Here is a 22252-nt window from a genome sequence, read left to right as displayed (position 1 = left end):
TTGAAACAAAAAAGGCTCAGTGGATACTGAGCCGGATAAAAGAGGGTTATTCGGTATAAAACATCTGGGAAAACTCTAACTTCTGGTTTTCTGTGCCTTGCCAGATATCCAGTTTAAACTTCAGGTGTTTTTGGTCGTGCACAGGTACTTGTGCCAGATAATAAATGGCATCACCTTCTTTTACTTCACGAAAGCTCAGCTCGATCTGCTTTTGCGTCAGATCTGTGGCAGTGCCGGAAATCCGCACTTGTTGTGCTTTTTGATCGCTGCTATTGAGCACTGATATATTCAGTACGGCCTGATATTTACTGCGCTGCAGTTGATAACTTTGCGCTATTTTGGCGTCAATAATAGTGCTGTCAAAGGCAATGTAATGCACATCCCATGGCCCCAGTACTTTTTTTTGCTCCGCCTGAAGTGGGCTTAGAAACAAGGCAAGAACCAAGCTTGCTGCCATCAGATAGTTTTTCATGTCGACTCCAGATAAGGTTGTAAGGCTTCAGGAACAGAGCAGGGCGCCAGAATTCGCCATTTTTTCTGTCGGCTCAGTTCGCCTTTTTCCAGCAGTACCTGACGTTTGGCCACGTCAAAACTGTGGGCCAGAAATTGTTGTAAATGGGCATTGGCTTTACCATCTACAGGCGGCGCTTTAATAGCCACCTTGATAGCATCACCATGCAGACCTAAAAACTGATCCCGACTGGCACCAGGCTGCACATGCAATTGCAGCAGAATATCGCCATTGGCCAGTCGGGTTAACATTTAGAAACCGCGTAACATATTGGTCAATAAAATCTGAATAAACTGAATACCTAAAAGTACCACCAGCAAAGACAGATCCAAACCACCCATAGCTGGGATCACTTTACGTACAGGGCGTAATAAAGGTTCAGTTAACTGGTGCATCACCAGCTCAACCGGGTTACGGCCCTGACTGAACCAGCTTAGTAAAGCGCGGATCACTAAAATCCAGAATGCCAGTTGCAGCGCTTCGGTGATCAGCAATACCAAAGCACTTAAAGGCAAATACATATAAAGTACCTGACCTAATTGCAGTAGTTGAACTATAGCTACATGCAGTACACAAATAGCAAAAGCAAAGATCCAACTGGCGGTATCAACAGGGCCCATGCTTGGCAGAAAACGGCGCAGCGGGATAATAGCCGGATTCGTCGCTTTGACAACAAACTGGCTGAATGGGTTGTAAAAATCAGCTTTGGCGCTTTGCAGCCAGATGCGCAGCAGCACAACCATCAGATAAAGTTTGATCAGGCTACTTAACAGAAAAAAGAATGCTTCGGTCATTATGGGTCCTTAAAGAGTTTTTGCCATTTCTTCAGCACGGCGTATCGCTGCATACATGGCGTCTTTGACCATGGTTTCAAGCTTATGTTGTTTAAAAGTTTCAATAGCTTCGTGTGTGGTGCCGCCTTTAGAGGTGACCTGAGCGCGTAATGCTTCAAAAGATAAATCAGACTGACTGGCCATAGTGGCTGCACCTAAAGCAGTTTGCGCCACCATAGCTTTGGCCTGGTTTTCATCAAAACCCAGTTCCTGCGCTACTTGCTGCATGGCCTGCATAAAATAGAAAAAGTACGCAGGGGCGCTGCCGGTCACGGCAATAATAGCGTTAATGTCCTGCTCTTTTTCCAGCCAGACAGTTTTACCTGTGCCCGCAAACAGCTTTTCGGTAAAGGACTGCTCATACACAGAGCAGCGGCTTGGGAATAAACCTGTGACCCCTAACCCCACTAAAGCCGGTGTATTTGGCATAGCGCGGATAATACGAACCTGACCTAACATTTGCTCAAAACGCTCAACAGAAATACCAGCGGCAACCGAGATAAACAGCTTCTCCTGACATTCCGGAGCCTGTTCTATCAGTTGCTGACAGACTTCAGCCATCATCTGAGGTTTCACCGCCAGTACTATCACATCGGCTTTGGTGACCGCTTCGATATTGTCTGTGGTGGTTTCAATCTTGTACTGGTCTTTTAAAACTTTTAATTTTTCAGCATTACGGTTGGCAGCAATAATATTTTCAGCCGGATAACCCTGCTGAATCATGCCTCCGATAATACACTGAGCCATATTGCCAGCGCCTATAAAAGCTACCGTGTTATCTATCATCAGAATTTGTTTCCCTGGCTCCGAAAATGGCCGTGCCTAATCTTATCATAGTAGAGCCAAAGCGCAGAGCCTCTTGCCAGTCGTCGGACATGCCCATTGAAAGTTCTTTTGCATCAGGATGTTGCTGTTGCAATTGCAGTGACAGCTGTTGCATCTGAGCAAAAGCTTCAGCGCCTTTGCCGGGCTCTGGAATGGCCATTAAACCTTTGAGTGTAAGCTGCGGTAATTTAGCGACTTGTGCTGCTAAATTCATTAAATCCGCAGGTTCAATACCCGACTTAGACTCTTCGCCGCTGATATTCACCTGCAGCAGCACCTGAAGTGGTGTTTTATCCAAAGGGCGCTGTGCAGATAAACGCTCCGCAATTTTTAGTCTGTCTATGCTGTGCACCCAGTCGGCGTAAAGCGCTATGTCTTTGGTTTTATTGGATTGAATAGGGCCAATAAAATGCCATTCTATCCCCTCAAGGCTGTTTAATTCTGTCGCTTTACTGACCAGTTCCTGCACATAGTTTTCACCAAAAGCGCGTTGGTCTGCCTGATAAGCAGCTGCAACAGAGGAGGCTGGTTTGGTTTTACTGACAGCAATCAGACGGCTTTGTTGGGTTAATTGCTGTTTTATCTGAAATTCTGTGATGGCGTTGTAGGCTGATTTCAACGCTTCTGCTATGTTGTTTGTCATATCAACTCTGTTTTTGGCCCTTGCTTTGGAGTGCTTTTCACCATGGATATTACCGAATTACTCGCCTTTAGTGTGCAACATAAAGCCTCGGATCTACATTTATCAGCCGGTGTACCACCCCTCATTCGGGTTGATGGTGATGTGCGACGTTTAAATATTCCGGCTTTAGACCACAAAGCAGTGCACTCTTTGGTGTACGACATTATGAATGACCGTCAGCGTAAAGAATACGAAGAAAAGCTTGAATCCGACTTTTCTTTTGAAGTGCCGGGTTTAGCACGTTTTCGTGTCAATGCTTTTGTACAAAACCGCGGCGCTGCTGCTGTGTTTCGTACCATCCCAAGCGAAGTATTAAGCCTGGAAGACTTACATGCGCCGGATGTGTTTCGCAGTATTTCTGACAACCCACGCGGGCTGGTGCTGGTGACTGGTCCTACAGGTTCGGGTAAGTCGACTACGTTGGCGGCTATGATTGATTACATCAACAGCACCAAAAATCACCATATTCTGACGATAGAAGATCCTATTGAATTTGTGCACCAGAATAAACTGAGTTTAATTAACCAGCGTGAAGTGCACCGCGACACCCATAGTTTCAGCAACGCCTTGCGCTCAGCGCTGCGTGAAGATCCTGATGTAATACTGGTGGGTGAGCTGCGGGATTTGGAAACCATTCGTCTGGCGATGACAGCAGCTGAAACAGGTCATTTGGTGTTTGGTACTTTGCACACCACCTCAGCGCCAAAAACTATAGACAGGATTATTGACGTTTTCCCTGGCGAAGAAAAAGCCATGGTACGTTCTATGTTGTCTGAATCGCTGAGAGCTGTTATTTCACAAACCTTGCTGAAGAAAAACGGCGGTGGCAGGGTGGCTGCACACGAAATTATGTTGGGTGTTCCGGCCATTCGAAACCTGATCCGTGAAGATAAAATTGCTCAGATGTACTCAGTGATCCAAACCGGTGCCTCTCATGGCATGCAGACCATGGATCAATGCCTGATCAATCTGGTGAACAGGGGAACCATTAACCAGAAAGATGCTTTGGCTAAAGCTCAGGACAAAAACTCCTTTAACAGCATGGGCAATATGGGCCGGATGGGGTAACTGCTATGACTTTAGTGGATTATTTACACAAAATGGTGGCCGCTGGTGCTTCGGATTTGTTTATTACCGCAGGACTGGCTGCATCCGCCAAAATTAATGGCGAAATGTTGCCTATAGCTGAACAAGTGCTGGACCCTGAGCAATCGCTGGCGCTGGTGTTATCGGCCATGACAGCAAAACAACAGGCGCAGTTTCAGCAGGAGAAAGAATGTAACTTCGCTATTGCTAATGAAGCAGGGCGCTTTCGGGTATCCGCTTTCTGGCAACGAGATCAGGCGGGCATGGTGGTACGTCGTATTGTCACCACTATCCCTAAAGCGGATGACTTAGGCCTGCCGACTGTACTCAAAGACATTATTATGTCCAAACGTGGTTTGGTGTTGTTTGTTGGTGGCACCGGCGCTGGTAAATCGACTTCCTTAGCCGCATTGCTGGGTTATCGCAATCAAAATGCCCGTGGTCATATTTTAACCATCGAAGATCCTATTGAATTTGTGCACGATCACCAAAAAAGCCTGGTGACGCAGCGTGAAGTGGGGATAGATACTGAGTCCTTTGAGGCGGCGCTGAAAAGCTCGTTACGTCAGGCACCTGATGTGATTCTTATCGGTGAAATCCGTAGTCAGGACACCATGGAATATGCCTTGTCTTTTGCCGAAACAGGCCACTTATGTATCGCTACTTTGCACGCCAACAACGCCAACCAGGGTATAGATCGTATTATGCATCTGGTGCCCAAAGAAAAACACGGCAAGCTACTCTTTGATTTATCGCTGAATTTACGTGCCATAGTGGCCCAGCAACTGGTGCCTACTGTGGATGGTAAAAAACGGGTAGCTGCTATTGAAGTACTGCTGAATTCGCCGCTTATTGCTGATTTAATTAAACGTGGCGAGATAGGTGAAATTAAAGCTGTAATGAGCAAATCCCGTGAATTGGGCATGCAAACCTTCGATCAGGCGTTGTACGATTTATATAAATCAGGCCAAATCAGCCACGCCGACGCGCTGCATTACGCCGACTCACCAAACGATTTACGTTTGATGATGAAGCTGAAAGAAGGCACTACAGGCGCAGGGTTATTGTCTGGTGTGACTGTGGCTGGGTTAACGGATAATGATTAAGTCTTGATTAGTCGTAATTGTTTTTAGGTTGTAGGGACGGGGTTTACCCCGTCCTTATCATCTCAACCCAGCGGCCCTGGCCTGCCAAATAAGTAACCCTGGGCTTTATCACAGCCTATTTCTTTTAAAATTTGATATTGAGCCTGGGTTTCAACTCCTTCCGCAATAATAATCAACTCTAAGGCTTTGCCTAAAGCGCAGATAGCGCGGACTATTTCGGCACTGCTGCGATCTTTACCCAGACTAATCACAAAAGCTCTGTCTATTTTTAAACAATCTATAGGCAATTCCCGCAAGCGACTTAAGGAGGAGTAACCGGTTCCAAAGTCGTCAACGGAAATACGGGCACCCAGGCAGCGTAACTGGTCAAGGGTGTTTAACAAGCTATGGCTTTGGCTCAGGGCGGTTTCTGTAATTTCGAAATAAATCAGCGATAAGGGCACATGGTGTTCTGAAGATAGCTGGTTAATTTTAGCCGCGAGTTGCTGATCTTCTAATTGGCGCACTGACAGGTTAATCGACACTGTGATGTCTTTGCCATAACGCTGAATTAGTTCTGCTACATCTTTAAACACCTGTTGCAGCACCCAGTCGCCTACTTCGTTAATCAGGTTGCTTTGTTCTGCTACTTTGATAAAACGGTCTGGTGGAATAAAGCCCATAGTCGGGTGATCCCAGCGGATCAGTGCTTCAAAACCTCTTAGCTCCTGATCCGAGATACGTACTATAGGCTGGTAGTACATGATAAGTTCATCGGCTTTACACAAGGCAGTTTTGAGGTCTTTTTCAATTTGCACCCTTTGTCTGGTTTTTTCTGCCATCAAAGGATTAAAAAAAGTAAACCGGTTTCTGCCTTCATCTTTAGCGGCAAACATGGCTAAATCAGCACATTTAAGCAGTTCCTCGTAACTGGTTGCATCGTCCGGATAGCAGGCTATTCCTATACTGGCGGAAACATTGACAATATTGTCCTGCAGCGAAATATCCTGCCCTATAATATGTAATATTTTTTCCGCAACTCGCAGGCAATCGGACGGATGATGGATATCCGGTACGACCAATACAAACTCATCGCCTCCAACCCGGGTGGCGACGTCTCCGGCTCTGGTCAAGTCACTGATACGTTTGGCTACTTCCTGCAGCAATAAATCTCCTGCATGATGCCCCAGGGTATCGTTTACCAGCTTAAAGCCATCCAAATCCAGATATAAAATACCCAACATACTTTGATTTCTGTTGGCTCTGACCAGCTCAGTCCGCAACATTTTTTCAAGTTTTACCCTGTTACCCAGCCCGGTCAGATGGTCGCTGAAGGCCAAGGTAGCCAAATGTTCTTCGGCGCGTCGCAATGCTGAGATATCCGAGAACATCACCACGTAATGGCTGATTGTCCCCTGAGTCATAGGGGCTCGCACTTTACATAAGTGTTGCCAGGCTGGGAAAAGGGAACCATCTTTGCGTTTACATTCGACTTCGCCGCTCCAGTGGCTGGAGCTAAGCTCTTGTAAACGGACAGAGACAGGGGATGTTTGTTGCTTCGGATACAAAAAGTTGTCCGGTTGCATTCCTCTGACATCTGCTTCGCTGTAGCCCGTGACCAGACTAAAAGCCGGGTTGACTGAGATCACTTCACCTGCGTCATCCAGCACTAAAATAGCTTCTGATGTGGTTTTAAATACCGTATTGGCCTGTCGAAGTTGTAGTTCTTCTTTTTGTTTATCTGTGACATCACGAAGTATTCCGCTGATCAGATGCTGATCCTGTGAACTCTGAAAATGTCCAAATAATTCAAGGTATTGCAGCGGCTTTTTCCGGGCAGCGGTAAAGACTGCATTAAAATCTGTTTTACGGGCGAAAAATTGTGACAGACGTTGGTGCTCATCAACAGCCAGAATAGATTTTAACTGCGAAAGCCCCCCTGTTCTGATGTCAGGCTGTTGCAGGTTGTCGTAAAAGCTATAGTCGATGTCCAGTTGGTCTGTGGTTAAGTTCAACTGCCAGTGGCTCATTTTTGCCGCGTTTAGCGTTTGTTGCAGTCGCTGCTCAGAGATACGTACTTTTAGTTCTGCCTGATGCCGAACTACCGCCATACGGATGCTGGCTTCCAGTTCTCTTCGGTCAAAAGGTTTGATCAGATAACCATGAGGGAAAGACTTTTCTGCCTGCTTTAAGACATTTTCATCACAGCAGGCGGTTAAAAAAATAACTGGCACATCCATTTGCTTTTTGAGTATCTCAGCCGCTTCAGTGCCGCGCATTTTATCGGCTAGCTGAATATCCATCAGTACCAAATCGGGCGGGAACTCGATCGCTTTTGCCAGCACGTCTTCCCCTCTGGCAATAGTACCAGTGACCTTGTGACCTAAATCTTCCAGCGCGCTTTTCAGGTCCAGAGAGACGATATACTCGTCTTCGACAATCAGAATGTTAGTCTGCATAACCTTATTCCCTGGTTGATGAAAAATGAATGCAATACAGGGTGCCCTGCTGTCGGTTCAGTTCGATCTGCGCGCCTAATTGTGCAATAAAAGCAGGGATCAGTTGCATCCCCAAAGAATTGCCCTGGCCCAACTCAACACTTTCGGGCAAACCTATACCGTTGTCGCCAATTTTCAGTGTTATTCGCTGATTTTCCTGAGTCAACGCCAGTTTCACCTGGCCTTTTTGTTGTTCAGGGAAGGCGTGTTTAATACTATTGGTCAAAATTTCAGTGGCTAATAAGCCACAAGGTATAGCCTGTTCCAGCACCAATACGATCTGCTCGTCCATCTGGTCAAATTCGAAGCTGATGAAATCGGTGTTGGTCAGGGTCTGTCTGACTAACTGGCAAAGTTGTCGTAAGTAACTGGCCAGTGGCACTGAGGAGAAATCACGTTTTTCATAAAGTAACTGGTGGGTCAGGGCCATGGTACGGACCCGCAACTGACTTTCCAGCAGTACTTGTTTTAATTCAGGTGTTGCGCCGCGCGACTTTAAACTGAGCAGGCTGGATACAATCTGCAAATTGTTTTTCACTCTGTGGTGAACTTCGTTCAGCAATAAAGTGCGTTCAGCCAGTAAGGCTGTTTTCTCATCAATGATGCCTTGCAGATGCTGCTGTGCAGCTTTGGCAGCTGATACGTCGGTGATCGTTGCCAGCACAGCAGCTTTTTTGTCGCCTTCAAGGTAAGTTAACCCTATTTCGACCGGAAACTCAGTATTGTTTTTACGTTTTGCATGCAGCTCCCGGTGTTGTCCCATGGGTCTGGTGGTGGGGGCTAGCATAAAGCCTTGCCGCAATGCGGGGTGATGCTGCTGATAACGCTCTGGCAGCAGGACCTCTATAGGTTGCCCTGTCAGCTCGCCTGCTTCATAACCAAACATCTGCAAGGCTGTGGTGTTGGCTAAGGTGATTAGGCCCTGGTCATCAATAGAAACAAGACCATCGGCCGTACTGTCGAACACCCGGCGAAATCGGGTTTCGCTATCCTGTAGTTCCTGCTCGCTACGTTTCCTGCTGGTGATTTCTATGGCTGAAGGCACCAGAAAACTCAGTTGCTCGTTGTCGTCGTACACCGGAGCAAGCATAAAATCGATAATCACAACTTCATTTTTCATTTGAGCTGTAATATCAAAGCGGCTAATGATACCTGCTCTGGCATCCTCCACTGCTTTTTTGATACGTTTGGCTGAGTTTATATCGTGTTGCCACCAGAAGCAGTCCCAGAATTTTTTACGTCGAACATGCTCCAGACTGATCCCAGCCAGTTCCAGTGGCGGTTTGTTTGCGTCCAGTAAAGTGCCATCCGGTGACAGGATGCCAACAAAACTAAACATATTATCGAGAATTTTCCGCAAACGTTCCAAATCGTCTTTGCGCGTCTGCTGTACAAACCAGTCCATAGTGCTGTTCAGAGCCACTACAGCTATACCGCAGAGTTGTTGCTCTGCGTTAAACAGCGGAATGTAAGAGCCAGACCAGTGTGACTGCTCTGCGTCGCTGCTATCTTCTGTGACTTTGAAATTTAATATAGCCTTGCCTGTATCCCGTACTTGTTTCAGCAACGGCATAACAGTTTTCGCCAGTTCGGGCAGCACCTCTGCGACATTGCGACCCAAATGCTGCTCTATAGGTACACCATTAAATTCAGCCAGAATGGAGTTGATGCTGACATAACAAAAGGAGGTATCCAGTATGGCAATGCCCGTAGGCAGGACTTGACTGAGCGCATCCAGCGCCAGAGCTTTTAATTCAGAACTTGATTCCATGTCGGTGCGCCTTAAATTCCATGTTCTCAACTTAGACACAAGTGGTTGTTTTATCAAGGCAGACTGTCGAAACAAAGATATTGGATGCAGTGCTAGAGAATGAAAAGTGCGGCCCCTAATGAAGTCAAACTAAGGGGGGCTTTGGAGAAAGATGTGTAATCAGGCATTCGCTCTGTTACACATCTTTCTGTCTATCTGCTCAGGTCGGCTTTTGGTGCCGGATTGCTGCTGCTTAAATCATATTCTCTGCAGACCAAAGCGACTCGCAAGCGGTAGTGTCTGAATAGTTGTTCTTTGCCCTTTTGTTGTGCCTGACGATGATCTGGCTGATTACGCCATGCATTGACATACTATTCGTCTTGCCAAAAGGACAAAGACAGCAGCTTTTCCGGATCGCTCAAGCTTTGAAATCGTTCTACTGAAATAAAGCCAGCTTGTGTGGCAAGGGTCTGTGCAAGCTCTGCAGCCAACTTTTGATAACTCTGCATTTGTCCTTGTTGAGGGATGACTTCAAAAATAACGGCAATCATAAAAGCTCCTGTGCAGCTTTTTGGTAGGTTTTAGGCACCACTGTCAGAAAGGAACGCTTTTCTTCCAGAATAAACTTTTCACGTTGTGCAAAAGCGAAATTAGCCTGGCCAGCCGGGTCTTGTTTTAATCGTGTTCTGTACTGCTCATAATCTGCCAGGCTGTTAAAACTGATCAGGCCAAAAGCTGTGTTATTGCTACCTTCATGAGGCAAAAAATAACCCACCAATTCGCCTCCACAGGCAGGGATGATACTGCCCCAGTTATCCGCATAAAGAGCAAATTGTTCTGATTTAAAGGGATCGATCCGGTATTGAATAAAGCAGGTAATTTTCATGGTACTTGTCTCCTTGGTTATTTTCGGTCAGTCTAATGGCTGAAAATAACTTTGCTTCGACCGCCATCGAAGTATCCGGAACCCTCTATGTCCCCTGATATTACTTTTGTCGCTGCCTTAATGGCGGATCAGGCTCGTTCCCGCATGTTACTGGCGCTTTTATCCGGCAAAGCTTTGACAGCAACAGAACTGGCACTGGAGGCAGACATTACCGCTCAGACCGCCAGTAGTCATTTGAGCAAATTGGTTGAAGGTCAGCTGTTAGTGGTCAGAAAACAAGGGCGACATAAGTATTTTCAGTTGCAATCGCTTGAAGTGGCACAGCTGCTGGAATCCTTGTTGAATCTAAGTTCGGTATTGACCCATCCAAAAGCCAGAACCGGACCAGCAGATCCTCTGTTACGTAAATCCAGAGTTTGTTATGACCATCTGGCCGGGGAACTAGGAGTAGGCTTGTACCACAGCTTGCTTGAACAACAATTGCTGGCTGAACACTCAGATCAGGTGATGCTTACAAAGCTGGGCGTTGATTTTTTTACTGCCCTTGGAGTTAATCTGGCCGAGCTGGAGAAGCAAAAACGACCTTTGTGTAAAGCCTGTCTGGATTGGAGTGAGCGACGGACTCATTTGGCCGGAGCTTTAGGGCAATGGGTTTTACAGGATATTTTAAACAAAGGTTGGGCTGTCAGAGACAACGACAGCAGAGTTTTACATTTTCATTTGAAGGGAATGGCCAGTTTTTGCAAACGCTACAGGTTCAGAACCAGCAGCGAGGCTTTGACTGGCTCAGATTAAAAGGGCAGTTGTGGCAGCTCGGGTAATTCCGCAGGGGCTTGTTCTGAAACAAAACTAAAACGTGGCACCAGTTCGCCTGCCACTTCGACATTGCTGACAAACATGTCCAGCGGTCGCACCCATAAGCCAAAATCGCCGTATAACGCCCTGTACAGCACCAATTCTTCATTGGTTTCACTGTGGTGAGCCAGTGCCAGTACCTGATAAAAAGGGCCTTTGTAGTGGCGGTAGAAGCCGGTTTTAATCGCCATAAGCGCCACCGTTTTCAAACCAGCTTTCTAAAATCAGTTTGGCCGACAAACTATCAACCAATTCTTTGCTGAGCTTTTTAAACCCACCTTCAGCAAACAGCTGCGAGCGGGCGTCTACTGTGGTTAAACGCTCATCCTGAGTTTTGACCTGTAAGCCGTAACGGCCATGCAGGCGATTGACAAACTTATGCACCCGGGCCGTAAAAGGCTGCTCTGTGCCATCCATATTCAGAGGTAAACCTACCACCAGCAACTTAGGCTGCCATTCTTTGATGAGCGCTTCAATCTGGTCCCAATTTGGAATGCCATCCTGAGCTTTTAAGGCTTTGAGCATAGTGGCTGTGCCTGTCATGCTTTGACCTACAGCCACGCCAATACTTTTTAAACCATAGTCAAAAGCCAATACGGTGACGCTACTACTCATCAGGCGTGACCTGCTTCTGGGCTTAATTGCCAGACTTCAATGCCCATCGCATGAGCGGCGCCTTGCCATTTTTCGGCATGGCTCAATTCAAAAATAATGTTGTTGTCGGCCGGGATCATCAGCCAGCTGTTTTCTGCCATTTCTTTTTCCAGTTGGCCAGCGCTCCAGCCAGCATAGCCTAACGCCAGAATAAATTTGTCCGGCGCCTCTTCTGTGGTGAGCTTTTCTAAAATATCGCGTGAAGTGGTTACCATCAGATCGTTATTCAGCCGCATACTGCTGGTGTAGCCGTCTTTCGGGGTATGCAACACAAAACCCCGATCACTTTGCACAGGGCCACCAGCACAGACATGAGCTTTAGCCGCCTGGCTTTCACTATCGTGTTCAATTTGCAGCTGACTTAATAACTCAGTTACTTTGACCGGCATAGGGTGATTAATCACAATGCCCATGGCACCTTCAGCATTGTGCTCACAAATGTAAGTCACACTGCGTTTAAACATAGGATCGTCAAGACCCGGCATCGCAATCAATAAATGATTCTGAAAATTGTCCATATAACCGCCTTAGGACTCAGTCTGATTTTGTTTTACTAATTGGTTCTGCTTTAACAGTAGTTCAATCTGGTCAAATAGCATGCCGGTGATATTCACCGGAAAAGCCGCTTCAATTTCACGGATACAGGTTGGGCTTGTGACGTTAATTTCAGTCAATCGGTCACCAATAATATCCAGGCCTACAAAAATCAAGCCTTTGGCTTTCAGAGTAGGGCCAACAGCGCGGGCGATGGCCCAGTCACTTTCTGTTAAAGGACGAGCTTCGCCACGACCCCCAGCTGCTAAATTACCACGGGTTTCACCACTGGCCGGAATACGGGCTAAACAATAAGGCACAGGTTCACCGTTGACCACCAACACTCGTTTATCACCGTCTTTAATTTCAGCAATAAACTTTTGCGCCATGGCATAACGACTGCCATGTTCTGTCAGGGTTTCAATAATGACGCTGACGTTGGCATCGTCCGGTTTTAAACGGAAAATTGAAGCGCCACCCATACCATCCAGAGGTTTTAAAATCACATCCTGTTCTTGCTGGTAAAAAGCCTTTAAACGCGCTGCGTCACGGGTGACCAGCGTTTTTGGTGTATGTTCAGCAAACCAGCTGGTGTACAGCTTTTCATTGGCGTCACGGAGGCTTTGAGGTTTATTGACAATCAAGGTGCCTTCGTCTTCGGCTCGTTCCAGAATGTAAGTGGCGTAAATAAATTCAGTATCAAAAGGTGGATCTTTGCGCATTAAGATCACATCTAAATCGGATAAAGCTATGTCTTGTGTGCCACCAAAGTCATACCAGTGTTCGCCATTTGGTTGCACAGAGAGCAAACGAGTGCGGGCGCGGGCCTGACCTTCAATTAAATACAGGTCATTCATTTCCATGTAATGCAACTGATAACCACGGGACTGTGCCTGCAATAACATGGCAAAACTGGAGTCTTTTTTGATATTGATGTCCGCAATAGGGTCCATCACTATGCCTAATTTAATCATCTTCACTCCTGTATGGGCTCTGTTCAGGCCAGATCACCAAATTGTAACTGTAATGCGCTGATGGCGGTTAAAGCCGCCGTTTCGGTACGTAATACGCGTGGGCCTAAACGAACAGCCATAAAACCAGCGTCTTTAGTTTGAGCGACTTCCGCATCGGTAAAACCGCCTTCGGGGCCTATGACTAAACGAATAGTCTGGCTACCTGCTATGGTCTTAATGGAGTCAGAAGTCCATGGATCCAAGGTCAGCTTTAAATCTTTTGTTTCTTGCACCAGCCATTTAGTAAGCTGGACGGCGGTATGCACGAGCGGAACTACACTACGGCCAGATTGTTCACAAGCGGCTATCGCAATTTTTTGCCATTGTTCTGTACGTTTTGCCAGACGTTCTGCATCCAGCTTCACACCACAACGCTCTGTAAACAATGGAGTGATTTCAGTGACACCCAGCTCGACCGCTTTTTGAATGACAAAATCCATCCGATCACCACGGGAAATGCCCTGACCTAAATGCAGTTTAAGAGGGGATTCCACCGGATTGTCACCTGAACTGATGGCTTTGACCCACAGCTGTTTTTTTTCAACAGAGGTAATAACAGCCTGATAATTTAAACCGTCGCCATTAAATAAACATAACTCGTCACCAGCCTGCATACGTAACACGCGGCCAATATGATTAGCGCCGTCTTCGGCTAAGGAAAAATCCTGCTGCAATACAATGGCACCAGGCTGATAAATTCTGGGAATACGCATGTTTTTTTACTGTTTCACATCTATTCTGAAAGTGGCTATGGTAGCAGGCTGAAGCCTCTAAGGTACAGCCTGAGTTACGTTGCTCGATAGAGCTGCCATAACCAAATAAATCTTGCGCCTGTTGCAGGCAGCAGATATGGTGAAATCACTAGTACGGTGCTCAGTGTAGCCCTCATAATTTTAAATTAGGTTCTGGATGGCGCAACCTCTGTCTTTATTATTAGTTGTTGCTGAAGAGCAGATTCGAGGCTCTGTTGCACAGTTGTTGAGGTCACAAATCGGCTGGGCTGTGACTGCTGTTGCAAACAGCACTGAAGCGATAGTGCAGTTAAAAAGCAAAGCTTTTGAATTAGTGATTTCTGAAATAGAAATTGGCAACATTGACGGCTGGCGTTTAGCCAGACTACTGCGATCGAATGTGCTGCAATCTGCAGCTTCCACCCCCTTTATTTTATTAAGTTCTACCTATTGTGAGCGAATTACTGAAACTACAGCGCGAGCCTATGGTATAGATTTAGTGTTGCCGCTCGATCAGTATCAGAAATTACCTGAATATCTGCAGCAGTACGCTGAACACCCCATCAATCAGCAGAAAAAACCAGAGATATTGTTAGTTGAAGACGATCCGGATATAGCTGAACTGGCGCGGCGTATTCTGCAGCCTTTTTATAAAATCACCCTCGCCAGCACGGGCTTTGAAGCGGTCGAACTCTATAAACCTGATACCTTTACTCTGGTGTTGCTGGATGTGATGCTGCCCGGTATGACGGGTCAGCAGGTGCTGCGACATATTATGGAGATACAACAATCGCAATCTGTGGTTGTTATGACGGCTCACGCCGGAGTTGAACTGGCAGAAGAGATGTTGTTGCAAGGTGCTGCTGATTTTATCAGCAAACCCTTTCGGGCTGATCAACTGCGTAAAGTGATGGAAGTAGCAGCACAACGCGAAGACTTTATGGTTAGTAACCAACAGTTTGGTCATAAAGTTCAGGCTCTAGCCAGCAGCGAATCCCGGTACAAAGCCCTGTCAATGACACATCAGCGGGTACTTGATCACGTCTCTACTGTGGTGATGGAACTGGACAACAGGGGGCAGATCCAGTTTGCCAACAAGGCATGGTCCAGGTTTGCAGGGGCTGCGGGTTTAAATTTTCCGATGAGTCATTATCTGGCTGAGCAGGACAAACTCCTGTGGCAGCAACAACTGAATTTTCTATTTTCAGGGCGTAAATCACACTGGCGTCATGAGCTGCAACTTTTTGATTATCAAGGCGAGTTGCACTGGGTCATTGCTGACTTGACCCTGCTTTCCGGTGAAGGGAAAGCAGGTTTAACAGTCACGCTGGAAAACATAGACGAGCGCAAAAAGGCAGAGCAGGAACTCAAACATCTGGCGCTGCATGACACTTTGACGGGTTTGTATAACCGCTACTTTTTTGATCAGGAATTAAACAGGCTGGCGGCATCTGCCCGCAACAACCAGGAACAACATGCGCTGCTGTATTTGGATCTGGATCATTTTAAAGTGATTAATGACTCACAAGGTCATTCGCAAGGTGATGCTATTTTACGTGAAGTAGCCAGCCTGCTCAGTGCTGGTTTAGGAAAAGATGATGTGCTGTGCCGGGTTGGGGGGGATGAGTTTGCTTTGCTGTTGACTCATTGCGAGCTGAGTTCTGCAGAACAGCGGGCACAACGGCTTTGCGCTTCGTTGCAACAAGGGCATTACCGTATTGCTGACCGGGTTTATAAAATCAGTTGCAGTATAGGTTTAAGTAAAATAGATGGCTCTGCCAGTGAGGCTCAACAGTATTTACAGCAAGCAGACATCGCTTTGTACGTTGCCAAACGTAAAGGGCGTAATCTGGTGCATTGTTATACAGATGACGATCAGGACAGTGGTGAGCTGCAACTGTCTTTGCAATGGTCCCATCAGTTACAGGAAGCCATAGTTAACGATCAAATCACCTTGCACTTTCAACCTATAGTCAAAGTCAGCAACGGTGAAGTCGGCTATTTTGAAGCACTGGTGCGATTACAGCTCGAAGACAGACTGGTGTATCCGGGAGAGTTTATTCCGGCATTGGAACGTGCTGAGGATATCAATCTTTTGGATCATCAGGTGATATCTAAAGCCATTGCTATGATGCATCAACATTCAGAATTGCATAAGGTCGCTATTAATCTGTCGGCTCAGGCTTTTAGTGACGCACGATTGTTGCCTTTGATTAAGCAGAAACTGGAACAATATCAGGTAGATGCCACCCGTATTATTTTTGAGCTGACGGAGAGTGCCAGTTTAAGTAATATTCAGGCAACACGGCTGATGATTGAATCTTTGACACAACTGGGCTGTGAGTTTTCAATTGATGATTTTGGCACTGGTTTCAGCACTTTTAGTTATCTGAAACAACTGCCTGCACACAGCATTAAAATTGATGGTTCTTTTGTCAGAGAAATGGATGTGGATCAGATTGATTATGCACTGGTGAAGTCTATAGCTGAGATAGCCAGAGTGTTAAATCGTAAATCTGTGGCGGAATTTGTCGAAAATGAACGTATTCTTGATCTGCTAAAAGAACTGGGCGTGGATTATGCTCAGGGCTACCATATCAGCAAACCCATGGACATCGACAATCTAAAAAAATACATTTTGGAAACAACAACTTAACTGTTTAAAAAATCTCCACTTGTTCAGGCTTTATCGGCTAAACTGCATCTTCTTTGGTTTATTTAACAACAAATGAAACAGGTAATGCAGTGATGATTCAAGACGCTCTTAACATGGAAGAGCCGATTGACAAGGACGTTCTGACCTATGCCGACCTTCTGGTCGCTTATCTGAATCAACTTAAGGTTGATTATGTCTTTGGTGTGCCTGGTGGTGCTATTGAGCCTTTATTTGATGCCCTGGCTCGTAGCGAGCGAAGAGGGGGCGTCAGAGCCATAGTTGCCAGGCACGAGGCTGGCGCTGCTTTTATGGCGGATGGCTATGCCAGAGAAACAGGGCGGCCCGGAGTCTGCTGTGCAACCACAGGGCCGGGAGCCACCAATCTGTTGACCGGAGTCGCCAGCGCCTATGCCGACAACGTGCCTATGCTGGTGATCACAGCACAAACTCCGTTACCCAAGTTTGGTCGCAGAGCGCTGCAGGACTCGTCCTGCTCTGCCATCGACATAGTGGGAATGTTTCGTCATTGCACCCGATACAATTCTCTGGTCAGTCACCATGAGCAGCTTGAGAACAAATTGATAGCTGCCATTATGGCGACCAGCAGAGTGCCTGCTGGTCCGTCCCATATTTCTATTCCTTCCGATGTATTACGAGCCGAAGCCGGTTTTTTACCCAATGTGAGGACTGAACTTTTAACCCAGCAATTTTCATTGTCAGATAAAACTGCATTGCAACGTTTGTTGCAGGAATTATCCCAGGCAAAGCGGGTGGCGTTTTTTCTGGGAGATGGCTGCAAAGAAGCTTCAGAGCAGATTATGAAGCTGGCAGAACTATTAAACGCCCCTTTTGTTACTGGTCCTATGGGCAAACGCTGGGTCAATGAAACTCATCCTTTGTACCGTGGGGTTTTTGGTTTTGCCGGGCATCAAAGCGCCAGAGAGCTGTTACAGGATAATGAAGGTAAGCTGGATCTGGTATTAGCTGTGGGTGCGGCCTTAGGCGAACTGGGCACCAGTGGGTGGGATGATGATTTAATTAACCACAAACTGATCCACATAGATTCCAGTGTTGAACATTTCACCCGATCACCTATGGCAAAGTTGCATGTCTGCGGTTATTTACCTGTGATCTTCCAAAAGCTGATCGACGAAATCAGTGAAGCCAAAAGGAAATGGGGTAAAGACTGGCCCGCTTTTGCTGCTGAAGTTTCAGCCAATTGTAATGGCTCTTTTAGCCTGTTGCAGGATCCGGAGGCTGCGACTAATAATTCGATCCCGTTAAAACCACAACGTTTATTCACTTACCTGAGCAAAGCACTGCCGCAAGGCACCCGATTGTTTGTGGATGCAGGCAATGCCTGGTCCTGGTCTGTGCATTATTACCAAAGACCCGAGTATCAGGGCCATTATCATATCGCTATGGGGTTGGGCGCTATGGCATGGGCTATTTCAGCGGCTATAGGCTCTGCTTTGGCCAGCAAAGGCGCCCAGCCTCATGTCTGTGTCACAGGTGATGGCAGTTACCTGATGAGCGCACAGGAGATCACAGTTGCTTTACAGCAGCAGTTGCCGCTGGTGCTGATTGTACTCAACGATGGGGTACTGGGCATGGTGATGCATGGACAGCGCCTGGGCGGGGCAGAACAGACAGGTTATCAACTGGGCAGGGTGAACTATGCTGCACTTGCCAATGCACTGGGGGTGGATGCCATTAGTATTGAAACGCCGTTGCAACTGGAGGCTGTAGATTTTGCTGCACTGTTTCGCAAAAAAGGTCCCACTTTGCTGGATGTACGTATCGATGCGGAAGAAGTGCCGCCTATGGCAGATCGGGTGAAAGGTTTAAAAGGGTCGGCAACACCGGGCGGTTAATTCCGCCCTTTTGTTTTGCTTAGTCAGGTAACATGCGGGGTGCCTGGCCTTGATAGTCAATATCATCGCAGCGCCAGGGTAAAAAACTATGCTCAGGCTCTGTCAGTTGATCCTGATAACAAGCAGTCACACCACTGGCGACGCAGAGGTTTTTGATCCTGTATACCTCTTCCGGAGAAAAGCCCTGATCAGACATAAAAGCCGCAGTGTAGCCACCAATATTAATACCCATACCATAATGCTGTTGCATATAGTCTGCGATCAAGTCAGCCAGCTGCATATGCTCGCCTTTGGCAAAACCCAGAGCTTCAGTCATCTGTTGGTGCGGAGCAATCCGCTCGTCAGTGCGGGCTACAGGTCTGGCAAATCCGATGATGGCGGGTTTGCCTTGCTTGACAGGGGCTGCAGCAACAAGCGCTTCGATACTTTGACCCGCTTTGTATTTTAAAAGCGTTTGCTGAATAAAACGCATCGCATGTTCAGAGGTCTGACTGCCGCCATACACTCTGGAGTCGGCAGCAAGACAGCCTGCTACAGTAGCTGCTGTGGGACTGGTTTTTAATGTACCGGCAAAGGCTCCCACCTGATTACACCAGATCCGGGCGTCCGGGTAACTCATCACCATAAAATTATTTTCCAGCCAGCGGCCTAACTCCGGGGAGACGAGTTTGCCTGTGGCGTTTAGCACCTGAAGTTGCATATAACTGACCTGTTGAAATAAGTCTTTTAACAACGAGTATTGCCGTACTTGCACGTCGTCCCCGCCCACCCATTTGCCTATGCTGGTGACTATGTTGCCGCGCTTTTGTTGCCACAGAAAATAGTTGTCAGGGCTGGAAGACATAATGTTCGTCCTCCAGTAAAGGTAAAGCGTGAATGGGCAAATGACTTTGTTCCATACCTAAAGCGATAAGACCTGGGGCACGGAATAACTGGTACAAGGCCACACTTTCCCGCGCTCCTAAGGCCAGATCGGCGCAGACCGCGGCGCAAAGTCCGGTATCGAGTAAACCATAACCATCTTTGGCCATCAGTGTGGCTAGTTGCTGAGCAAAGCGTAAATGAGGACCGGCACCCTCAAGACTGAGTAAGTATTCAGCAAGCTTTTGCATCAATGGATCGACGTCACCAAATAATGCACCAAATCCGGGGACCGGATGCTGATGCCTGGATCTGGCGGGGTTCTGCTGCAGTGCCAGCTCCGCAGTCGTATTGAGGTGTTGTTGTAAAAACTGATATGCCAGCTGCACTTCGGCCGCTCCTCCCTGCTTGCCTCCTAAGGTTAATAAACCTATAGGCAACAGATGTTCCGGATTGGTTTTGCTGATGCCTGCACTCATCACAGCCCTGCTGGCGGCATGGCGTGGGGATGCACAAATCAGGCCTGTCATCAGTTTTTCCAGCAGCTCTGACTGAGCGGCATTGGGGAGTTGGTGACAAAACAATAAATACAAAGTGTCACTGAAACTGCGTTTTTGCACCAGTTGCTGCAGATCATAACCTGCCAGATACAAGGTTTCTGTCAGATAGGGATTTGTTGGGCTGGGTTGCTCCAGACAAAGCCGGGTTCTGGCTTTGTCTGAAAAACCAAAGTCTTCAGCTTCAGACATCTGATCACCACTCCCAGTGATAGCTGGCTTGCAAGGCGATACTCAGGCCTTCAAGCTGATAATCATTTTGCACAGCGCCGGTACTGGGCTCATAGGCCTTTTTATCAAACAGATTCCGCAGGGTGCCTTTGAACTGCCAGTCGCTTTGAGCGGGTTGATAGCTCAGGCTCAGGTTAAACAATTGATAGTCGCTGATGGCTTTTCTTGTGTCTGTTGCTGCTCTGGCTCTATCCGCAACCCAGTACCCCCAGACACTGCCTTGCCATTGATCATTGAAGGTGTAATAAGCTCGTATAGCACCTGTCCAGCGGGGAGCCAGAGCGATTTGCTGTTCTGTCAGACTGTTTTTGGTGCTGTGAAAGGCGATGTTGCTATCCAGTTTCCATTGATCTCCGGCGCGCCAGGTCCATTCAAACTCGGCGCCATGGCCATCTAAGTCCTGCAGATTGGCCGTTTGTAGAAAACTGGTCCCTGGGATAGGTGCTTTGTCGATCAAATCTTTTGCTTTGTAGCTATATAAATTCAGGGCCAGCCTGTTGTTAAAATTCAATTGATAGTCAAAGGCCAGTTCGAGGGTGTCTATGGTTTCAGGTTCTAAATCCGGGTTACCTAAAGCTGCCGGATTGTTTTGTAAAAACAGCTCGTTAAATGAGGGAGCACGGAAAGCACTGCCATACAGCAATTTAGTGGTCAGGTTATGTGCTGTGTCCCATACCAGAGCAAAACGAGGATTGAGCGTGCTGCCAAAGTCAGAGAAATCATCGTATCTCAGGCCAATCGTCAGTTCCCAGTCACTTTGAAAGCGCCAGCTGTCCTGCAGGCTAATATGCCTGTTACTGCGCTGCACCGGAGTGACGTAGATATAATCAGTACCAGTGACGTCAGTCAGCTCTCCTGTCACTACAGTTTGAGTGCCATCGAGAATGCCTGGTCCAAAGTTCTTCAGTTCTCTGGGCGTCAGTTTTTGTTCAAACCAGCCTAACTCTAAACGTAACTGGTGCCCGGTAAAAGCGGTGTAATGAAAGATGCTATTCAACCGGCTGTCTTTGTGATTGCCGCGCGGGCTGCCAATGTATCCATCCGGGAAAGACACCATGCCGACAGGAGCGGCGAAACTAATATTACCGTCCGCTCCTATAGGTAATCTGGTTCCTGCCGGGAACAGGACAAAATAAGTTTCGCTTTTGGCATCAAGATAAGACAAATCATTGGTCCAGCTTAACTCCGGACTGAGTTGATACAGGTAGCTGAGTTTAGTTCTGTAGTCGCGGAAGTTCTGATAGCCGGTGCTGTCAAGTGACTGGGCGCCACCTGGTCCTAAACCACCTTTGTGTTGTTGCCACCACCAGTGTTCCCATTTCAGATTGCCGTTTTGCACTGTGCCGTGTACATCCAGAATGTCATAGCCAGTACTTAAAGGGCCAGGAGCTTCTGATGCCTGAGTACCAAAGACCCGATCAAACACAGATTGTTGATCCGTAGCAGCGATACGGTCTTTATCACCGTCCGATTTTTGTTGCTCTATAGCCAGACCCACAGACCAGTCCTGCCACTGATGTCCCAGATGCAACCAATGATCATTGCTGTCAAAAGAGCCAAATCTGCTGCCAATCGATGATTTGGATTTACTGAGATCTTTGGTGACTATGTTAATGACTCCGGAATAGGCGTCGGCGCCATACACGGCTGTGCCTGGCCCCCGGATCACCTCAATACGTTCGATGATGGTGGCCGGAAATCTGAAGGTGTAGGGCAACCCCCCTGAAAAGCTGTTTTTAAATTCAGTGCCATTTAAAAGTACCAGCACTTGTGGGTTAAAACCGGTCTGAATACCCCGGATGGAGTAAACAGAATCCAACCTGCTGATGGTGGAGGGGGTGACATGTAAACCAGGAACCTGTTCCAGTACTTCATCAAGATGTGTTGCTCCACTGCGGGCTATATCCTGAGCAGTGATTAAAGTGGTAATGGCTGGTGCTTTATCAATACGTTTGGTGGTGCCTGTTGCAATACTGACAAAGTCAGTTGCACCATAAAAGTCTTCTAAATCTTCTGCGACAAATTGATTGTCTGCCTGAACCACAGCAGAGCAAAACAAGCTGAACATGCATAGACTCAGTAAATTTAAACGAGCGGCTGGTAACTGCGTCATATCAATCCCCGTTAGGC

The 22252-nt window shown here is 47.2% G+C and carries 21 protein-coding genes and 1 pseudogene; 5 read left to right on the top strand and 17 right to left on the bottom strand.

What is annotated here, in order from left to right:
• Positions 1-46: 46 nt before the first annotated feature.
• The 5 genes from RHEIN_RS05140 to RHEIN_RS05120 are packed head-to-tail and all read right to left on the bottom strand — an operon-like array spanning position 47 to position 2812.
• A complete protein-coding gene (locus RHEIN_RS05140; protein WP_008897909.1) occupies positions 47-472 on the bottom strand; it encodes a DUF4426 domain-containing protein in 426 nt (141 codons plus the stop codon).
• A complete protein-coding gene (locus RHEIN_RS05135; RefSeq protein WP_008897908.1) occupies positions 469-762 on the bottom strand; it encodes a DUF167 family protein in 294 nt (97 codons plus the stop codon). Before RHEIN_RS05135 ends, RHEIN_RS05140 begins: the two co-directional genes overlap by 4 nt.
• Positions 763-1305: a YggT family protein gene (locus RHEIN_RS05130; RefSeq protein ID WP_008897907.1), complete on the bottom strand. Its 543-nt coding sequence runs from the start codon at positions 1303-1305 to the stop codon at positions 763-765.
• Between the two features lie 9 nt (positions 1306-1314).
• A complete protein-coding gene (gene proC / locus RHEIN_RS05125) occupies positions 1315-2130 on the bottom strand; it encodes a pyrroline-5-carboxylate reductase (RefSeq protein WP_008897906.1) in 816 nt (271 codons plus the stop codon).
• Positions 2120-2812, bottom strand: a complete 693-nt coding sequence (locus RHEIN_RS05120; RefSeq protein WP_008897905.1) for a YggS family pyridoxal phosphate-dependent enzyme — start codon at positions 2810-2812, stop codon at positions 2120-2122. The genes proC and RHEIN_RS05120 overlap by 11 nt, the downstream gene beginning before the upstream one ends.
• A 42-nt stretch (positions 2813-2854) precedes the next feature.
• Here RHEIN_RS05120 and RHEIN_RS05115 point away from each other — a divergent pair, with 42 nt between their 5' ends.
• Together RHEIN_RS05115 and RHEIN_RS05110 are read left to right on the top strand one after the other, a co-directional pair.
• Positions 2855-3919: a type IV pilus twitching motility protein PilT gene (locus RHEIN_RS05115; protein ID WP_008897904.1), complete on the top strand. Its 1065-nt coding sequence runs from the start codon at positions 2855-2857 to the stop codon at positions 3917-3919.
• A 5-nt stretch (positions 3920-3924) separates the two neighbouring features.
• Positions 3925-5043, top strand: a complete 1119-nt coding sequence (locus RHEIN_RS05110; protein ID WP_008897903.1) for a PilT/PilU family type 4a pilus ATPase — start codon at positions 3925-3927, stop codon at positions 5041-5043.
• 62 nt (positions 5044-5105) lie between these two features.
• Here the strand turns inward: RHEIN_RS05110 and RHEIN_RS05105 are convergent, their stop codons facing one another.
• From RHEIN_RS05105 to RHEIN_RS05090, 4 genes and pseudogenes are all read right to left on the bottom strand, one after another.
• Positions 5106-7481, bottom strand: a complete 2376-nt coding sequence (locus tag RHEIN_RS05105) for a two-component system response regulator (RefSeq protein WP_008897902.1) — start codon at positions 7479-7481, stop codon at positions 5106-5108.
• A gap of 4 nt (positions 7482-7485) precedes the next feature.
• Positions 7486-9291, bottom strand: a complete 1806-nt coding sequence (locus tag RHEIN_RS20310) for a PAS domain-containing sensor histidine kinase (protein ID WP_008897901.1) — start codon at positions 9289-9291, stop codon at positions 7486-7488.
• 191 nt (positions 9292-9482) lie between these two features.
• Positions 9483-9821: pseudogene (locus RHEIN_RS05095) on the bottom strand (antibiotic biosynthesis monooxygenase family protein).
• Positions 9818-10156 (bottom strand): NIPSNAP family protein, encoded by a 339-nt coding sequence (locus tag RHEIN_RS05090; RefSeq protein WP_008897899.1) that lies wholly within the window; start codon positions 10154-10156, stop codon positions 9818-9820. The pseudogene RHEIN_RS05095 and the gene RHEIN_RS05090 overlap by 4 nt, the downstream one beginning before the upstream one ends.
• 87 nt (positions 10157-10243) lie before the next feature.
• On the opposite strand from RHEIN_RS05090, the gene RHEIN_RS05085 reads away from it, so the two are divergent.
• A complete protein-coding gene (locus tag RHEIN_RS05085) occupies positions 10244-10951 on the top strand; it encodes an ArsR/SmtB family transcription factor (protein ID WP_008897898.1) in 708 nt (235 codons plus the stop codon).
• Here RHEIN_RS05085 and RHEIN_RS05080 read toward each other — a convergent pair.
• Genes RHEIN_RS05080 through rsmE form a run of 5 tightly spaced genes read right to left on the bottom strand, consistent with a single transcriptional unit; the run spans position 10948 to position 13925 of the window.
• Positions 10948-11202 carry a DUF1653 domain-containing protein gene (locus RHEIN_RS05080; protein WP_008897897.1) on the bottom strand — a complete coding sequence of 85 codons (255 nt, stop codon included), beginning with the start codon at positions 11200-11202 and terminating at the stop codon, positions 10948-10950. The two genes, RHEIN_RS05085 and RHEIN_RS05080, sit on opposite strands and share 4 nt — an antisense overlap.
• Complete coding sequence (gene ruvX, locus RHEIN_RS05075; RefSeq protein ID WP_008897896.1) at positions 11192-11626, bottom strand: Holliday junction resolvase RuvX; 435 nt, start codon at positions 11624-11626, stop codon at positions 11192-11194. Before ruvX ends, RHEIN_RS05080 begins: the two co-directional genes overlap by 11 nt.
• The gene (locus tag RHEIN_RS05070; RefSeq protein ID WP_008897895.1) at positions 11626-12183 is read right to left on the bottom strand and encodes a YqgE/AlgH family protein; all 558 of its coding nucleotides are present in this window, start codon (positions 12181-12183) and stop codon (positions 11626-11628) included. The genes ruvX and RHEIN_RS05070 overlap by 1 nt, the downstream gene beginning before the upstream one ends.
• A 9-nt stretch (positions 12184-12192) precedes the next feature.
• Complete coding sequence (gene gshB / locus RHEIN_RS05065; protein ID WP_008897894.1) at positions 12193-13173, bottom strand: glutathione synthase; 981 nt, start codon at positions 13171-13173, stop codon at positions 12193-12195.
• A gap of 23 nt (positions 13174-13196) precedes the next feature.
• Complete coding sequence (gene rsmE / locus RHEIN_RS05060; protein WP_008897893.1) at positions 13197-13925, bottom strand: 16S rRNA (uracil(1498)-N(3))-methyltransferase; 729 nt, start codon at positions 13923-13925, stop codon at positions 13197-13199.
• A gap of 196 nt (positions 13926-14121) precedes the next feature.
• On the opposite strand from rsmE, the gene RHEIN_RS05055 reads away from it, so the two are divergent.
• Both RHEIN_RS05055 and RHEIN_RS05050 read left to right on the top strand, forming a co-directional pair.
• On the top strand, positions 14122-16599 hold the full coding sequence (locus tag RHEIN_RS05055; protein WP_008897892.1) for an EAL domain-containing protein: 2478 nt from the start codon (positions 14122-14124) through the stop codon (positions 16597-16599).
• Between the two features lie 113 nt (positions 16600-16712).
• Complete coding sequence (locus RHEIN_RS05050) at positions 16713-18473, top strand: thiamine pyrophosphate-binding protein (protein ID WP_192826706.1); 1761 nt, start codon at positions 16713-16715, stop codon at positions 18471-18473.
• A 19-nt stretch (positions 18474-18492) separates the two neighbouring features.
• On the opposite strand, the gene RHEIN_RS05045 is transcribed toward RHEIN_RS05050, so the two are convergent.
• From RHEIN_RS05045 to RHEIN_RS05035, 3 genes are read right to left on the bottom strand one after another with little or no spacing between them, the layout of a single operon-like run.
• On the bottom strand, positions 18493-19317 hold the full coding sequence (locus RHEIN_RS05045; protein ID WP_008897890.1) for a hypothetical protein: 825 nt from the start codon (positions 19315-19317) through the stop codon (positions 18493-18495).
• Positions 19301-20083: a citrate synthase gene (locus RHEIN_RS05040; protein WP_008897889.1), complete on the bottom strand. Its 783-nt coding sequence runs from the start codon at positions 20081-20083 to the stop codon at positions 19301-19303. Before RHEIN_RS05040 ends, RHEIN_RS05045 begins: the two co-directional genes overlap by 17 nt.
• Positions 20084-20087: 4 nt before the next feature.
• Entirely contained in the window at positions 20088-22235 is a 2148-nt protein-coding gene (locus tag RHEIN_RS05035) for a TonB-dependent receptor plug domain-containing protein (RefSeq protein ID WP_008897888.1), read from the bottom strand.
• Positions 22236-22252: the final 17 nt, after the last annotated feature.

It is taken from the genome of Rheinheimera sp. A13L, assembly GCF_000217935.1.
In the GTDB taxonomy this organism is placed as follows: Bacteria; Pseudomonadota; Gammaproteobacteria; order Enterobacterales; family Alteromonadaceae; genus Pararheinheimera.
This window is presented reverse-complemented; position numbering and strand designations above follow the sequence as displayed.

Coding starts and splice junctions, on each gene's coding strand:
- RHEIN_RS05140 (WP_008897909.1), bottom strand. CDS start 472: ATGAAAAACTATCTGATGGCAGCAAGCTTGGTTCTTGCCTTGTTTCTA.
- RHEIN_RS05135 (WP_008897908.1), bottom strand. CDS start 762: ATGTTAACCCGACTGGCCAATGGCGATATTCTGCTGCAATTGCATGTG.
- RHEIN_RS05130 (WP_008897907.1), bottom strand. CDS start 1,305: ATGACCGAAGCATTCTTTTTTCTGTTAAGTAGCCTGATCAAACTTTAT.
- proC (WP_008897906.1), bottom strand. CDS start 2,130: ATGATAGATAACACGGTAGCTTTTATAGGCGCTGGCAATATGGCTCAG.
- RHEIN_RS05120 (WP_008897905.1), bottom strand. CDS start 2,812: ATGACAAACAACATAGCAGAAGCGTTGAAATCAGCCTACAACGCCATC.
- RHEIN_RS05115 (WP_008897904.1), top strand. CDS start 2,855: ATGGATATTACCGAATTACTCGCCTTTAGTGTGCAACATAAAGCCTCG.
- RHEIN_RS05110 (WP_008897903.1), top strand. CDS start 3,925: ATGACTTTAGTGGATTATTTACACAAAATGGTGGCCGCTGGTGCTTCG.
- RHEIN_RS05105 (WP_008897902.1), bottom strand. CDS start 7,481: ATGCAGACTAACATTCTGATTGTCGAAGACGAGTATATCGTCTCTCTG.
- RHEIN_RS20310 (WP_008897901.1), bottom strand. CDS start 9,291: ATGGAATCAAGTTCTGAATTAAAAGCTCTGGCGCTGGATGCGCTCAGT.
- RHEIN_RS05090 (WP_008897899.1), bottom strand. CDS start 10,156: ATGAAAATTACCTGCTTTATTCAATACCGGATCGATCCCTTTAAATCA.
- RHEIN_RS05085 (WP_008897898.1), top strand. CDS start 10,244: ATGTCCCCTGATATTACTTTTGTCGCTGCCTTAATGGCGGATCAGGCT.
- RHEIN_RS05080 (WP_008897897.1), bottom strand. CDS start 11,202: ATGGCGATTAAAACCGGCTTCTACCGCCACTACAAAGGCCCTTTTTAT.
- ruvX (WP_008897896.1), bottom strand. CDS start 11,626: ATGAGTAGTAGCGTCACCGTATTGGCTTTTGACTATGGTTTAAAAAGT.
- RHEIN_RS05070 (WP_008897895.1), bottom strand. CDS start 12,183: ATGGACAATTTTCAGAATCATTTATTGATTGCGATGCCGGGTCTTGAC.
- gshB (WP_008897894.1), bottom strand. CDS start 13,173: ATGATTAAATTAGGCATAGTGATGGACCCTATTGCGGACATCAATATC.
- rsmE (WP_008897893.1), bottom strand. CDS start 13,925: ATGCGTATTCCCAGAATTTATCAGCCTGGTGCCATTGTATTGCAGCAG.
- RHEIN_RS05055 (WP_008897892.1), top strand. CDS start 14,122: ATGGCGCAACCTCTGTCTTTATTATTAGTTGTTGCTGAAGAGCAGATT.
- RHEIN_RS05050 (WP_192826706.1), top strand. CDS start 16,713: ATGGAAGAGCCGATTGACAAGGACGTTCTGACCTATGCCGACCTTCTG.
- RHEIN_RS05045 (WP_008897890.1), bottom strand. CDS start 19,317: ATGTCTTCCAGCCCTGACAACTATTTTCTGTGGCAACAAAAGCGCGGC.
- RHEIN_RS05040 (WP_008897889.1), bottom strand. CDS start 20,083: ATGTCTGAAGCTGAAGACTTTGGTTTTTCAGACAAAGCCAGAACCCGG.
- RHEIN_RS05035 (WP_008897888.1), bottom strand. CDS start 22,235: ATGACGCAGTTACCAGCCGCTCGTTTAAATTTACTGAGTCTATGCATG.